Genomic DNA, 15,178 nt, shown 5'->3' with positions numbered 1-15,178 from the left:
CTCGACCAGACGCCCAATGACAACTTATTGAGTACCGGGAGTATTTCGAGTTCGGGTAACTTGGAACGTGCCGCTTTGCCGATCATCAATTAACGTTTCGGAAAACATAATAAGCACCTGCTCGCATCGCATAAGGGCGGAAGTTCTAAATTCTACAAATTAGATAGAAATTATTCTATATTCGTCTCGATCGTCAAAACACCTCCGCAGGAAAAGAAGAATGCCGCGCTTGACGTCAAATTCAACTCGGATGCATCGAAGCGCCCGTTGTTCAACAAACGGTGGTTCCATGATCGGTTGGAAACGGAATTCTACAGGTTGAATTTGTTGGCCTCCAAGCTGTAGAATGGCATTGAACCGCAGACCCATTCAATGCAGTTCTCTTAAGTGCGGTTCCAGAGGAGGCAATAGGCGATCTTTTTTGCACAAATCCGAAACAATGCATGAACCATCGCCTTGGTGAAGTCATTGAATGATTATGGTGGCCGCATAAGCGCCTTTAGGCCAACGAAGACGTTGCCGGTAAAGATTCTCCCCAAGCCCGCAAGTCTTTGAATCCGTGGCCAGTCACCATGCAGACCACGCTGTCATTGGAAGCGAACGTTCCCTCCTCGAGCAGCTTGCATGCAGCTGCCAGCGAGCTTGCACCAGTGGGTTCGGCGAGAACGGCAGCATGACGGGCCAAACGAGACATTGCGACGCGTATTTCGCTATCGGAGACGCTGGCTGCTTTGCCGCCGCTTTGCCGTACGAGTCCAAGAGTGTACGTCCCCTCATCTTCATAACCCACGAGGGGGTCGGAAATTCCGGACGCAAACGTCGTTGGCTGACCCCACGCTGTTACTTTACTTTGCCCATCGACAAAAGCTTTGACAATCGGCGCACAACCTTCTGCCTGCACCGCTACGAGACGGGGGACTTTTCCGGCGACATCCATAAAGCCTTGAAAAACGCCTTTAACCAAGGGGCCCGAGCCTGTCGGCACAAGCACCCAGTCCGGAACCTCATCAAGCTCCTTGTGAATTTCCTGACCAACCAAGCGAGCAGCATCTACGCCATATGGGTTGAGATAGGTCGTTGTAAGATTTGCGTAACCGGATTTTTCAGCAAGCCGCTTTGCGTGTGCGAAGGAGTGACCATAGTGACCCGGTACACGTACCAGTTCAGCACCATACGCTTCAATTTGCAGGAGTTTTCCGTCAGGCGTGGCTTCCGGGCAAACAATGACACATGGGATGTCGGCATTGGCAGCGTAGCACGCGGTGGCAGCTCCGGCATTGCCGCTCGAAGCACAAATAACGCCCGGTGCGCCGAATGCTCTGGCTTGCGTCATCGCTGCAGCAACCAGCCTGTCCTTGAACGATCCGCTAGGGTTGCGGGTTTCATCCTTGAGAAAGAGCCGTCCCTTGAAATTGGCGCCAAGCATGGACGAGCGAACCGATCGCAATGGCGTTTTGCCCTCCCCCAAAGTGATATCGGGAGCGACAAAATCTTCGCTTGCCCATAATCCATTATCTGGTCGGGTTCGGACGACTTCCAATATACCTTTACATGCCGGACAAGCATAAATAAGCATCGGTTGCTGTTCAGATCCGCACGACGTGCAACGCAGGCTCGTAATCGCCACGATATGTTTCCTTCTTCGAACAAGAGGGAGAGACGTCCGTCGCTCTATTGCATCATTCCGCGTGCGGCGACCGGAAACACCATTTCAACGCGCCTGTTTCGAACCCCCACATACCAGTCGTACCGGTCGACAGTAGGATCGCAGTGACCGGGAACAAGGCGCAGTCTTTCGCCAACCGAAAGCCGATTGCCTGTTCCATCGATCCGGAGTGTGCCGTGCTCGTCCGAGGCACTGCTATAGACGATATCCTCGCGGCCATCGACAAACGGCATTCCACTGTCGATAGCCATTCCCTTGTGTCCGCAATCGACCACAGCTACGCCATCACGGGCCGCGCTCATGACGGTAGCAAGAACGAAAAGCGACTGGCGAAAGGCTGAAGGTGGCTGATTTCGACTGTAGTCCGCATCCATGAATACGTACGAACCGGCCTGAATTTCGTTGTAGACGCCGCCTAACGCTTCAATGGCAAACGTCCCTGTTCCAGCACCGCCAACGACGGGGCATGGCAATCCAGCTTTTGATAGCTGTTCGACCGTTCTCCGCGTCATTTCGCTGGCGATACCGACAGCCGTCTCCCGCTCCCCGGACAGACGCATGTGCTGAGCACCACCATGGTAAGCCTGCAATCCACCAAAGACCAGATGCTTGCTGCGGGCAATGCGCTGAGCCAGGACGATTGCGGGGGCACCCGGATCGACGCCGCACCGCCCGGATCCGACATTAATTTCTACGAGAACCGTGAGGCGTGACGAAACAAACTGTGCTGCCGCTTCGATTTGTTCGATCCCGTGAATGTCGTCGGCACAAAGCGCAACTGTGCTCATCCGGGAGAGCGCTGCCAGACGCGCTAATTTTTGCGGACCGATCACCTCATTGGAGACCAGTATGTCGTCGACACCTCCCCAGGCAAGTACCTCCGCCTCCCCTACTTTCTGCACGCACTGTCCGACAGCACCGCGCAAAGCCTGCCAACGCGCAATGACCGGTGATTTGTGAGTCTTTGCATGGGCGCGAAGTCGCACCCCCGCTTCCTTGCAATAGGCCGCCATCGCGTCGAGATTGCTCTCAAGGGTGTCAAGATCAATCACCAGGGCGGGCGTATCGATCTGGTCCTCGCTCATGCCCGGTTCTGCCGGAGGTCGCTGCATCAATTCGTTATCTCCTCAAGCAGCCTGGACAGAGCGTGACGCGGTTGTCAAAGACTCGAAGTTGTCCCTGATGTACCCGGCTGCCCGCAATGCCAAAGCCGAGATGGTGGGCGTCGGATTGACGACGCCGCCGGTGGCCAGAACGCTGCCGTCCACGATGAAAAGGTTGGGAACGTCCCACGCCTGGTTCCACTTGTTGACAACGGAATTTGCAGGATCGGCACCCATGCGACATGTACCGATCATGTGCCAGGCCGGAGTGCGATAGACGCCTTCCTGGTCCCGATAGTCATGGAGACTATAGTCGAAAGCCCCCGCTGCCTTGGCGAGGTCCTCCAGCCGGTCGAGCATATAGTTCATCATGCGCTTGTCGTTCTCACCGGGTTGATAGTGGGTAACCGCCGCCGGCACACCGTCGGAGTCTCTCAAGACAGGATCGAGCGTGACACGATTCTCTGGATTGGGAAGGTCATCGCCAATAGCGAACACGCCAATGCTGTGGCCGAAGTGACGCTCAAACCAGCTATGATGCTCTTTGCCCCAGGGCGCCTTTGCCGAAGTAAACCAGCCTGCCGCAAGTTCGCCTGCAGACGAAGTGCTGGTGATACAGTTGAAATTGAACCCGTTGACGAAACCACGGGAGACATCGGTTTCGGCGAACTGGCGTGAAATCAAGGATGCGACATACCCGATGTGGCCATCGACAGGTTCGTCTACCCACATTTCAACACCCACGAGCGTGTGGTGCAAAAGGTTACGCCCGACCTGATCTGAGGAATTGGCAAGATTGTCCGATGCCAGAAGCAGTCTCGGCGTGCCGATGCCGTTTGCCGCTACAATGACCAGCTTTGCGCGCTGAAAATGCTTCTGGCCAGTGTTTCGGTCGATATACAATGCACCGGTTGCGCGGCCATCGGTGCCTTTTTCTACTTTCAAGACCCGCGCATTGATACGCAGTTCAGTGCCCGCCTCCAAAGCCTTCGGCCAGATCGACATCGAGTATTTGCTCATGGACCCGCGCGGGCATCCGTTGCATATGCCGCAATTGTTGCATGCGGGCCTGCCATCGTAATCCTCGGATATGGCGCCAGCCTCGACTGGCCACCAGTGCCAATCCAGCTTATCGAACGCGGCACCAAGTCGTTGCGCTACCTTCGAGGGTGGCATCGCCCGGGTTGGGCACGCTTCGCGTGGCGGCATTGCGCGATCGCCCGCCAGGCCGGATACGCCAACGAGCTTGTCGGCCTCCTCGTAGAATGGCGCAACATCCTCGTAGGAAATTGGCCAATCGGGCTGCAGTCCGTGTTCCGTCCCCTTCCTGAAGTCGGACGGTCGATAGCGCGGCCAGATCGCGCCATAAACATTGGTAGAGCCGCCAACACCATTCCACATGAGAATTTGAGACGAATCCGACTTAACCGGATAATCATCAGCGTGGCTGCGCTTGTTGACGTCCGGCGACCATTTGGTACGCCGCTGCCATGCCCAGTCTGCATGGAGATGCGGGTGGTCCTGAGGCTCAACCCAGGACCCCTGCTCCAGACAGACGACGTCCAGCCCGGCTTTGGCCAGAACCAGCGCTGCAAGAGAACCAGTGGCTCCCGCCCCCACAATAAGAACATCACAAATGCGTTCGTTGCTCATCTTTCAATACCCCAGCGCTCGGTATGCGTGCGATCAAGATTGAGACCGGAGGTATCGACCGGCCGTACGTCGTTGGTTGAGACATAAAACCCGCGATTGTGCCCCGGAGTGTCCCTGGCCGGATCAAACGGCCGCATGGTATAGCCGGCAATGTGCGGCCGGGATGCATAGGGCCGACCCAGCCTTCTGATGGCTTGCGTGACGAAAGGTGTTTCATAATAGGCCAGAAACACTGCCGCCCGAACACGCTCGAACAAGGCATTGTTGGCGGTTTCAACTTTGGCCACGACTGATGCGCGCTCTTCCGGAGAACCGCTCTCGGTCAAACCACCCGCGGCAAGGATGGCATCGAGAAGATCGCTCAAATCACCTTGGCCCGATGCGTCGCAAATGCGCATTGCGACGATACCATGCACTCCAGCCATCGACGCCGGCGGCCAGTTCTCCGCACCGGGTATGAGTTCATCGACAAAAATGGCCAGCAGCCTGGCGCCGTCGAGCGGCGATAGGTCCGCATGATTGCGGGGAAAGCCCTCCGGTCGGTTCATGCGGCACCTGCCTTTCCTTCCAGAGTAACCGTGATCATTTTTATTTCGGTCATGGCTTCGAGCGTTAACATTCCGCCCAGCCTGCCGATGCCGCTTTTGGTATTTGAGCCACCACCGAATGGCAGATGAATCTCCCAATAAGTACTGCCCGCATTGATGTTGACGATACCGGCAGGAATGGCTTTGGCCATTTCCATTCCACGCGATACATCTGCCGTGAAAACACCGACGCTCAGGCCATATTCGCTGTCCAACGCAAGATCGAGCGCCTCCGCCTGGTCCGCGAAAGCCAGGACCGGAACGATGGGGCCGAAAGTCTCTTCGCGATTTATCCTCATGTCCCGCGTGACGCCCGAAAGTACTGTCGGTTCAAAATAAAGCTCACTTCCCAGATCAGGACGCGGTTTGCCACCCGCCAGCAGTTTCGCTCCCTTGCTGATTGCATCCTCGACATGTTCAAGAACTTTGGCCGCTACTTTCGGATTGTTCAGCGGGCCCATGGTTGTTCCTTGATGGAACGGGTCCCCGAGCACATGTGCACGTGCGTGTTCCGCAAGCTTGTCAGCCAATGTAGCCGCTATGGAATGGTGAGCGAGTACCCGGCCGGTCGCGGCACAGACCTGTCCCGCATTGAAAAAGGCCCCTCCCGCCGCCGCGGCCGCCGCCTTGTCCAGATCCGCATCCTCGAAAACGATTACCGGGCCATTACCACCAAGTTCCAGCAGCATTGGCTTGCCTGCCCCGCGCTCGGCAATGCGCTTTCCGGTCACAGCACTTCCCGTAAAGCCGATAGCGGCAACATCCGGATGAATGACGACAGCATCCCCTGCAATGGCACCTTCCCCGATCACAAGGTTCAGAACGCCTTTCGGCAACCCGCCAGCATTTATGGCATCCATCAACTCACAGGCGACCAGTGAAGTTGTCGGAGCCGGCACCCAGACAATTGCATTGCCGGTCGCTATGCCCGGGGCGAGATACTCGACCGGAATATTTACCGGAAAGTTCCATGGCGTGATGACCCCATAGACTCCGCGTGGCTGACGGAGAGTCATGACCAGTTTGGTTGAATCTTCTGCCGGTAGAGTTTGACCCGCCATCTGTTTGACAAGTTCGGCCGCCAGGCGAAATCCATCCGCAGCCTTGGCCACCTCACCCATAGCCTCGCCCAGAACCTTTCCCTGTTCCATGGACAGGACGCGAGCGATCTTCTCTTGCCGTTCGTCGATCTTGCTTGCGATAGCCACGCACATCGCAGATCGCTCAAACACCGGTATTGCCGCCCAGATGCGTGCGGCTCTCTTGGCACTTCTAACCGCAGCCTGCACTGTCTCGCCGCTCGAATTGGGCAGCATTGCAATGGTTTCACCCGTCGCGGGGTTGATGGCCGGCATCTTATCTGGTTCCGAAACCCATTCTCCGTCAATGAAATTGTCAGCTATTGTCGCAATCTGTGCACTGGCATCCATGGTCTGAAACTCCCTATTCTGCCGCTGCCTGTGTGGGTTGAGCGTCTTCTATAAGCTTGCCGCCTATCACGAGCCCGCCGGCAAACAGCCGCTCACTCGCCGTCGTAATTTCTCCCCGGACGTCTTCCAGATCAAAAGATCCGGAACGCAATTCCAGAATGCTGGCATCTCCGGCCGATCCTGATTTGAAGGTCCCGAGTTCCGGTCGTTGCAACGCCTTGGCGGCATTGACTGTCGAGGCAGCAATTACGTCTGCGATCGGCAAACCCAGTGCGAGAAACTTTGAAAGTGTCGTTACCTGATCATAGGCCGGACCCTCGATGCAAAGGGCATGAACATCCGACGAGATCGTATCGGGAAGAAAGTCGTGAGCGAGCATCGCGCGCGCTGTTTTCCATGAGAACGAGCCCATGCCGTGGCCAATATCGAAGATGACGCCCCGCTCTCTTGCGGCAAGAACCTCCGGCTTGATATTGCCTGCTCCATCGACAGGCGCATTTGGAAAGGGCCGGAAACAATGCGTGAGGATATCTCCCTTGCGAAGGCGCGATACGACAGCTTCGTAGGAGGGTGGAGGTTCGTCGATATGCGCCATCAGCGGCAAGCCAGTTTGATCGGCAACCTGCAACGCCACATCCAGTGGCTGGATTCCGGACGGCCCGCTGGCATGGCGGCCAATGCGAACCTTGATACCGACAATCACGTCACGGTTGGCATTGGCGACCTCAACCGCCTCGCGGGCCGCAAGCAGGCGCATGTCGTGACCTTCACCGATCATGATATTCTTGGAGAAGCCATAGATACCCGCAAACGAGACATGAAGAAATGCAAGGACGCGGGCTTCGCAGCGGTCGATTACATGTTTGCGGAAACCCGCAAAATTTCCCGGGCCGGCACTTCCGGTATCAACGCAGGTCGATACTGCGCTCAACTTGGCAAAGGAGTCCGGGTCTACCCCCAAGGACGTTCCGCCCCAGTAAACGTGGGTGTGAAGGTCGATCAATCCGGGAGTTACCAGATAGCCCGTGACATCGCGTTCGCGCCGCCCGGAAAGGCCTGCGCCGACCGCTGCAACTTTGCTATCCGCAAATGCAACGTCTGCTACTTTGTCGATACTTTGTGAAGGATCGATGACCCGGCCGTTTTTCAATACTAGATCGTATGACATGTTTGACTGCTTTTTAATGTTGAGAGGACATGTGGACGCGGGCACCGGAACCCGACTTGAAGAAGCGAAGGGCATGTCCCGGCGCTTTCAGCGTGATTTGGGAGCCCGGCTCCAACCCGCTGGGATCTGAGCAGGTCGCCTTAACGAGATGCCCGCCAACCATAACATCGAGGAAATGGACTGGTCCGGCAGATTCAACGAAGGCCAGCTCTCCGGTGAAATGGACTCCATCCCCCGCAGCCTTCGCCGGATTGATATCGTGGGGGCGAACGCCCAACACGAGATCGTTATTGTAGCCCGAAAGCCCGGCGGGCAAGAAGTTCATCTGAGGGCTTCCGATGAAGCCAGCGACGAAATGGTTGGCAGGGTCGGTATATACCGTCATCGGCGCCGCAAACTGCTGCACGATGCCATCCTTCATCACCGCAATGCGGTCGGACAGGACCATGGCCTCTTCCTGGTCATGCGTGACAAAGATGACGGTCATCTTGAGTTCGCGCTGAAGCCTTCGGATTTCCGTGCGCATGCGTACGCGCAGGCTGGCATCGAGATTTGACAAAGGCTCGTCCATGAGAAGTACTGACGGATTGCGCACGATGGCCCTGCCAACCGCAACGCGCTGTCTTTGGCCACCGGAAAGATCGGACGGCAGACGATCGAGCAATGATTCCAGACCAAGCGTTTCCGCTGCCCAGGCAACCTGCTTGTTGATGGTTTGCTGATCTACCTTCTGCTGTTGCAGCGGGAAGGCGATGTTACCGCGCACGGTCATATGGGGATAAAGTGCATAATCCTGAAATACCAAAGCAATGTTGCGTTCGCGTGGACCAAGCTCTGTTATTTCACGATTATCGAACCGGATCGAGCCGTCATTGATCTCCTCAAGACCAGCGATGCAGAAGAGCAATGTCGACTTTCCACACCCCGAGGGTCCAAGGAACGAAATGAACTCCCCATCCTTGATCGACAGATCCAGGCTCTTCAGAATTTCGGTATTGCGATAGCTCTTGCGTAACCCGGCGATCGTAATTGAAGCCATAATAGTTGTTCCTTTCAGCCTTTCACAGCACCAGACAATGCGCCCTGCACGAGGTAACGCTGGAAGAAAAAGGCAATTGCGACAGGCGGAAGGATAGCCAGAACGCTTGCGGCGAAGAGGGGTCCATATTCGTAGAAACGGGCCTGGTTCAGGAACCCTGCAATGACCACGGGAATGGTCTGAGTCTTTGGAGTGGACGTCAGAATCATTGCAAAGAGAAATTCGTTCCAGGACACGAGAAAGCAGAAGATCAGTGCGGCAATGATGCCGGGTCGCACCACGGGAATCAGAACCTTGCGGAGCATCGAAAACCGGGTGCACCCATCGACAATCGCTGCACGATCAAGACTGATTGGCACATTGTCGAACGTCGTTTTCATCATCCATGAACTGAGCGGAAGGAGAATGGATGAGTAAGCGATGATCAATCCCACATGGGTATCGATCAGCCCTAGACTGCGGAAAAGAATGAAGAAGGGCAGAACCAGCGTCAGCGCCGGTATCATGCGCGTGATCAGGAGAGCCCACAGGGTCCCCGAAAAGAAGCGTTGTTGGCCGTAGCGCGAAAAGCCGTAGCCAGCCAGCGTTCCAAGCGCGACATTCACCAACGAGACCACTATCCCGATGGAAAGGCTGTTCAGCAACGATACCGGGACGCGTTTTGCCTGCACGCTTGTTGATCCGCTATCGGCCATCAGAACGGATACATAATTATCGAATGTAAGCCTGGAGGGTATCAGCGAAGGAGGCGTGCGAATGAGATCGCCGGCCGGAGACAGACTTATCAGGATCAGTGCGATGACCGGCAGGGCCGACCATAGAAAAATTATCGATGCGGTCATTCCAAACAGCATCCGGCCGTAGCGGCGTGCATTGGCCGGGTGGATACGTTGTCTGGGTTTCCAGGCAGGCAGACGAACCATGTCATGCCTGCGAACGACAGGCCGCAACGTTTCCTCGGTCTGAGAAAAAGTACTTTGATCCACAGTCCGATGACGGCGGTTCGGGCTCAATATGACGAAGTAAATTATCGCCAGCAACAGACTGAGCGCTGTAAGCACATAGAGCGTAGCAGCGCCCTCCCCGAAACGAAGGAACTGGAAAGACTGCAGGTAGCCAAGCCAAGACAGAACTGTGGTGGCGGCGCCCGGTCCACCGCGCGTCATGATCCAAAGGATATCGAAGGTCATGAGAGAATTGATCGTTGCAACGATCGTGATGAAGAAAAGACTGGGTTTCAACCAAGGCAACGTTATTGAAAAGAAGCGGCGAATGGGCCCTGCGCCATCCAGGATCGCTGCACGGTGCAGATTGGCCGGCATTGACTGGAGACCTGACAACAGCATCAGCGAGGTCAAGGGTGCCTGATTCCAAATCTGGGTCAAGGCAATGAGATTGAGGGCACGAAAACCGTCGCCCAGCCAGGCGGTGGCAAAGAAACCAAGGCCCAGATCGTGGAGGAGACCATTGAGCAGGCCGAAATTGCCGGCGTAGACAAAGGACCAAAGAACACCGATGGAAACCGGGGCCATCGCCCATGGAACAAGGACAACGCTGCGCAGGACACCCCTGCCTGCAAACTTTTCGTTGAGGACAAGTGCAATCACGGTACCGAGGATGATTGCACCGCTGACCGATACCGCGGAGAAATAAACGGTACGTCCCAGAGCTGCCCAGAAGTCCGCGCTCTGAAATACTTTCGTGTAGTTTCCCAAGCCGACAAAAACCCAGCGCTTGGTGATCGGGTTTGTTGTGTTCAGCGAAAGAAAGAGACTGTAAAGCAGCGGTAAGCCGACAATCGAAATCATTATCGCAATAATGGGTGCGATCGAGAGGTAGGCAAATACCGGTGTGCGGCCGTTCTTGTGCCGCTTAGCGACTCTGGCACTGACAATCGCTGGATTGATAGTAATCGTCATTGGCATCCTCTCGAAATCGATGGGACGGACCGGCCGGGTCTTGCGATACTGGCCGAAAGAACTCGAACGTAACGGCTCAGCCCTATTGATACTGTGCCTTCAGTTCGGTCGCTTTTGCTGCAAGCTCGGTTACAAGTTGATCGGTTGAACTGCCGGACCGGAAATATTCCTGAACCTTCTGCATCATGAAGAGATCCCATTCGGGGAACCAGATTGCCTTTCCAACCTTGCGCGACGTCGCCAGTTCAAGTTGCTTTGCCGAAATGTTCACGTCACGCCACTTTGAGAAACTGGCGACGATTTCAGGATCCGTCATGACCTCCTTGTAGGCAGAACCGAGACCGAACTCGAGCGCCCAGCGCTTGATCACATGATACTGGCCATCGGAAGCCTTCCCGCCGAAGAACTTGAGCAGGTTCCAGACACGCTCTTCATCAACCGGCTGTGCACCCATCAGATATGAAGCGGTCCAAGCCATCGTCGAATGTGTCGCGCCGGGCATCAAAGCGTTCCTGACCTTCCCGGCAATCTTGGAAACAGCCGGGTCGTTCGCCACCTTGTGATTGTAGTCGTGTACGACCATGAAAGTGTGCCGCCCCGAGGCATAGCTCGGAACGCCTTCCCCAGGCAGCGTCATGATGTCTTCGACGACAAGTTTTTCCCGGTAGAATGTCTGGAACGTTTCAAGCACCTTGCGCAGGGCTGGTTCATCGACAAAGTCCTCGTTTTCATCGAAAACCTTTGCGCCCTCGGAATACCAGCAGGCAAACATGCTCCATGACAGTTCAGGCCATCTCTGACCCCACATGGCATGATAGGGGGCCTCTGAAATTCCATCCTTCTTGAGCTTGCGGCAAACGTCGAGCACCGCGTCCCAGCTTTCCGGGACTGAAACACCGGCTTTTGAAAGATGTTCTTCGTTGTAGATGAACGTGTTGTAGCCTGCATAGTAGGGCAGCCCGCACATGCGCCCGTCCGAAAGAGAGAGAGATTCAACGCTTACCGGGAACATTCCTGCCTTGATTTCAGCTATGCCCTGCTGACCTTCGAGGTCTTTGATCCATTCGGCTGCATGCCAGCGCGCAATACGGTCTTCCTCTGCATAAAGCATATCCACGTGCTGGCCGCCGGTAAGCTTAGTTTCCGCTATCGGATGATAATCGCCCGTGACGAGTTCATAGGTCACGTTTTCGTCATAGAGCTTCATAAAGGTCTTGACGTTCGCATCGACAATCTCGGGTTGGTACTGCCAACCGATGAAAGATAAAGACGTATCCGGCGCCGCGAATGCAGATCGCCCCATCATCGCGCCTGCAGAAAGAGCCGCAGCACCCTGCAGCACCCTGCGACGGGTCAGCATAAATCGTTCCAGTGAATTGGACATGCCAGCTCCTCTTTTTACTTTATTCTTTTCTAAAGATAACCACCTATTCCCGGTCCAAGAGAATAGAAACCTCATCGTCCAATATGAATATTGGAGGTTATTTAGAGTTCCACGTATTTTTTTGCTTGTTATAGTGAAGACTATTCAAAGGATAAATTTAATCAAGGAAAATTTTCTTTTTTCAATCATTTTCTAAAAAAAACCAATGGATGATGCTTATATAGGCAAATTTTTGATCGAAAAAACAAATTATGGGCAGAATCGATCTTTTCAATCACACAAAGGCAGAGTGTCGTCCGGATCCCGAAAGGTTACAAACTGCTGTTTCAGGCGACGCAGTTTTTCGCGAGCCGGAATCTGTCTTTTCATGGCGGTGCCGTACGCCAGGAGATCTATCACAAGCAGGTAAGCATATCTGATTGAAGTTGGGCCAAGCACGTCACCATCGTCGCTGGCATTGATCGCAAAATGCAAATCCACCGCATTTGCGATGGGAGATGACGGGCGGGTCAAAGCCGCCGTCGTCGCACCATATTCATGCGCAACACTTATTGCGTGCTCCAACTCCGGATTGTTTCCGGTCAGCGAACAACAAAGCAGCATATCCCCGCGCTCCATGGTCGAGGCGAGCATGAGCTGCATCTGTTGATCGCTGCACGGAACCACGCGCACGCCCAAGCGGAAGAAGCGGTTTTGTATTTCCTCGACTAGCCAAGACGAGACGCCACCACTGCCAAACGCATAAAGAACACGGCAATTGCTGATCGCATTAATGATCCGGTCGGCGAGTAGGAGGTCAAATCCTTGATGCATGGTGGAAATCGCACGTTGTGCACGATTGACAACGCGTTCCGCAACCTCGCTCAAGGCTGCTGGTGGCGTTACCGGTTCCAAATAGCGAATGCCCACCCGCATTGAGCCCATGACCTTCAGTTTCAGGTCGCGCAGGCCCTCGCAACCCACAGCTCTGGCAAACCGTGTGATTGTAGGCGCCGAAACCTGAAGCCACTCGGTCAGTTCGTCAACAGGACGCTCTGCAAACAAATGCGGCTCTGTCAGAATGGCATCGGCGATACGGCGATGGGTTTTGGAGAACGACTGCTCACGGTCAATGAGCAGGCCGATAATATCTGCGCTCGATGATTGCGAAATTTCATAATCGTTTGTTCCTGTTCCTGAACCCGATTTAACTGAATTTCCGTCACGATGTCTCACCGAATGTCTCCCGATATCGACTCACTCCCGTTTGCATACACGTTTACGGTTTGAGTCATGCTGGCAAGCCCATACCACGAAATTCATTTCATCCCCTGAATTCTATCATTGATAGAACAGATATCGGTACTACGAAAATGCTTAAGTTCGCGTGGCGCTTTACCCCTGTTAGCGATGAGGTTTTGTGATGATGCAGATTCACCCACAGGCGAGAACGACACCGGCGGTGCGAGCAGAGATTGCACGGTCCCCTGAGCTGGCGGGTGTCGCTGTCGCAGATATGAAGGACAAGATCGGCGCACAAGCCGGTATGCACAGGGCAATTGCGCAACTGGTGTCTATGGGAAAGAGGACGTGGAGGTAAAGCTTTACCCGTCTCAGGACGAAGCAGCGGCCGACATGCACAACGGCCATATCGATGCGCTGATCTCGGACAAGTTCGTCGTCGTGGATTGGCTGAACAATGCCGGCAGGGAGTGTTGCAAGATGCTCGGGGCTGCTCCGGAGACGGAAGTCGGCATCGGCATTTGCAAGGGTGATGACGCGCTTCACAAGAAGTTCAACAAGGCAATTGATGCAATCATTGCCAATGGCACGCACAAGAAGATCGTCGCGCAATATCTCCCTTTCGATATTTATCAAGTGTTAGAAAAACCATCCGGCAAACAGCCGAATTGCTTTTCATCTGAACGTCGCGGTTTCAGCCGTAGGCGACATCGAAAACGTGGTGATGAATCCGTCCTTCGAACATCGCCGTGAGGCCCTTGGTTACGTCACGGCTTTCATAACGCACCGGAGATTCCAGCGCTTTTGCCAGCGCATCTTCACTGTCAAACTTCATTGACAATATCATGGCGTAATTTGGCGCGCCCTCATCGCGGGCAACGTTATGCAGCACTTTGATGTCGCGGACACCGGGGAATTTCTGCCATAGCGGATAAAGCTTTTCCGCTACATAGGCCTTAAACTCGTCTTCGCGCCCGGTTTGAATGCTGCCTTCGAATAAAGCCTGCCGGATAATCAATCTGTGCTCCTGTTAATGGTAATGAATTTAATTGACGGTTGTTGGCGGCTTCTCTCCAGCGAAATAGGCAGCAAGATTGGTCAAGACCAGATCCCCCATCGCCAGACGCGTTTCAACCGTAGCGCTGCCCTGATGCGGCATCAGAACTGTATTCGGCAGTGTAGCAAATTCGGGGCGAATGCGAGGCTCCCCTACGAAAACGTCGAGGCCTGCACCGGCGATCACGCCAGCGTTAATTGATCCGATCAACGCGTCTTCGTCGACCACTGTTCCACGCGCCACATTGATAAGAATGCCGCTCTTGCCAAGCGCATCCAGTACCGGCTGGTCAACGATGTTCCGGGTTGCGTTGCTTGCAGCGATACAGACCGCCAGCACATCGCTGTCCCTGGCGAGGTCCAACGGCGTGGCGCAGGCGGTCCAGTTCACACCCGTTACGGGGGAGCGGTTATAATAATGCACGGACATGCCGAAAGCCTCGCCGCGTCGTGCCAACGCCCGGCCGATCTGGCCGAGACCGAGAATACCGAGCCGCTTGCCTTTCGGACTGGTAGCAAGCGGAAATCCCTCGCCCTTCTCCCATCCGCCGCTACGCACCATCCGGTCGCCTTCAGTGATGCGGCGCAGTACGCCAAGCATCAGCGCGATGCCGATATCGGCCACGTCGTCGGTCAAAACGCCCGGTGTCGTCGTTACGTGCACATTGCGGGACCGTGCAAAAGGCAGATCCACCTTGTCGGTTCCAACGCCATTTATGGAGATGACACCCAGTGCCGGCAAGTTTTCGATCCGGTCATTGGCAAGGCCCGTTCCGCCGCCCGTCACCACAGCACGGATCGAACCGGAAGCCGCCTCGATGGTTTGTTTCTGAGCGGGATCGTAAAGACGATGGACAGAGTATGCGTCATCAAGTTTGGCTTCGATGAGCGGCATCATCGGCTCGACGAGCAGGATATCTGGTTTCACGTTGGAGGCTCCATATGCGCTGAA

At 55.0% G+C, this 15,178-nt stretch carries 13 protein-coding genes; 1 reads left to right on the top strand and 12 read right to left on the bottom strand.

From position 1 onward, the window contains the following. Nucleotides 1-499: 499 nt before the first annotated feature. The 10 genes from ABKW30_RS27810 to ABKW30_RS27765 all read right to left on the bottom strand — a co-directional run bounded on the left by ABKW30_RS27810 (nt 500) and on the right by ABKW30_RS27765 (nt 13,164). Nucleotides 500-1,540, bottom strand: coding sequence for a pyridoxal-phosphate dependent enzyme (locus ABKW30_RS27810; RefSeq protein WP_348602206.1), 1,041 nt, complete (start codon nt 1,538-1,540; stop codon nt 500-502). A gap of 131 nt (nt 1,541-1,671) precedes the next feature. Beyond that, the gene (locus ABKW30_RS27805) at nt 1,672-2,778 is read right to left on the bottom strand and encodes a DSD1 family PLP-dependent enzyme (protein ID WP_348602205.1); all 1,107 of its coding nucleotides are present in this window, start codon (nt 2,776-2,778) and stop codon (nt 1,672-1,674) included. Nucleotides 2,779-2,793: 15 nt separating this feature from the next. Then, on the bottom strand, nt 2,794-4,422 hold the full coding sequence (locus ABKW30_RS27800; RefSeq protein ID WP_348602204.1) for a GMC family oxidoreductase: 1,629 nt from the start codon (nt 4,420-4,422) through the stop codon (nt 2,794-2,796). Continuing rightward, complete coding sequence (locus ABKW30_RS27795) at nt 4,419-4,970, bottom strand: hypothetical protein (RefSeq protein ID WP_348602203.1); 552 nt, start codon at nt 4,968-4,970, stop codon at nt 4,419-4,421. The genes ABKW30_RS27800 and ABKW30_RS27795 overlap by 4 nt, the downstream gene beginning before the upstream one ends. Next, complete coding sequence (locus ABKW30_RS27790) at nt 4,967-6,439, bottom strand: aldehyde dehydrogenase family protein (RefSeq protein ID WP_348602202.1); 1,473 nt, start codon at nt 6,437-6,439, stop codon at nt 4,967-4,969. Before ABKW30_RS27790 ends, ABKW30_RS27795 begins: the two co-directional genes overlap by 4 nt. Before the next feature lie 13 nt (nt 6,440-6,452). Beyond that, nucleotides 6,453-7,607 (bottom strand): amidohydrolase/deacetylase family metallohydrolase, encoded by a 1,155-nt coding sequence (locus ABKW30_RS27785; protein ID WP_348602201.1) that lies wholly within the window; start codon nt 7,605-7,607, stop codon nt 6,453-6,455. A 13-nt stretch (nt 7,608-7,620) separates the two neighbouring features. Beyond that, nucleotides 7,621-8,646, bottom strand: coding sequence for an ABC transporter ATP-binding protein (locus ABKW30_RS27780; protein ID WP_348602200.1), 1,026 nt, complete (start codon nt 8,644-8,646; stop codon nt 7,621-7,623). A 14-nt stretch (nt 8,647-8,660) separates the two neighbouring features. Continuing rightward, nucleotides 8,661-10,565 (bottom strand): ABC transporter permease subunit, encoded by a 1,905-nt coding sequence (locus ABKW30_RS27775; protein WP_348602199.1) that lies wholly within the window; start codon nt 10,563-10,565, stop codon nt 8,661-8,663. A gap of 82 nt (nt 10,566-10,647) precedes the next feature. Continuing rightward, entirely contained in the window at nt 10,648-11,949 is a 1,302-nt protein-coding gene (locus ABKW30_RS27770) for an ABC transporter substrate-binding protein (RefSeq protein WP_348602198.1), read from the bottom strand. 270 nt (nt 11,950-12,219) lie between these two features. Further along, nucleotides 12,220-13,164, bottom strand: a complete 945-nt coding sequence (locus ABKW30_RS27765) for a MurR/RpiR family transcriptional regulator (protein ID WP_348602197.1) — start codon at nt 13,162-13,164, stop codon at nt 12,220-12,222. A gap of 399 nt (nt 13,165-13,563) precedes the next feature. On the opposite strand from ABKW30_RS27765, the gene ABKW30_RS27760 reads away from it, so the two are divergent. Beyond that, nucleotides 13,564-13,923 carry a transporter substrate-binding domain-containing protein gene (locus tag ABKW30_RS27760; RefSeq protein WP_348602281.1) on the top strand — a complete coding sequence of 120 codons (360 nt, stop codon included), beginning with the start codon at nt 13,564-13,566 and terminating at the stop codon, nt 13,921-13,923. Here ABKW30_RS27760 and ABKW30_RS27755 read toward each other — a convergent pair. Further along, nucleotides 13,865-14,188, bottom strand: a complete 324-nt coding sequence (locus tag ABKW30_RS27755) for an EthD family reductase (protein WP_348602196.1) — start codon at nt 14,186-14,188, stop codon at nt 13,865-13,867. The two genes, ABKW30_RS27760 and ABKW30_RS27755, sit on opposite strands and share 59 nt — an antisense overlap. 27 nt (nt 14,189-14,215) lie before the next feature. Then, on the bottom strand, nt 14,216-15,154 hold the full coding sequence (locus ABKW30_RS27750; protein ID WP_348602194.1) for a 2-hydroxyacid dehydrogenase: 939 nt from the start codon (nt 15,152-15,154) through the stop codon (nt 14,216-14,218). Nucleotides 15,155-15,178: the final 24 nt, after the last annotated feature.

The sequence above is a fragment of the Phyllobacterium sp. SB3 genome (assembly GCF_040009165.1).
Classification (GTDB): domain Bacteria; phylum Pseudomonadota; class Alphaproteobacteria; order Rhizobiales; family Rhizobiaceae; genus Phyllobacterium.
The sequence above is the reverse complement of the archived record's forward strand: the minus strand, read 5'-3'. Positions and strand labels throughout refer to the sequence as shown.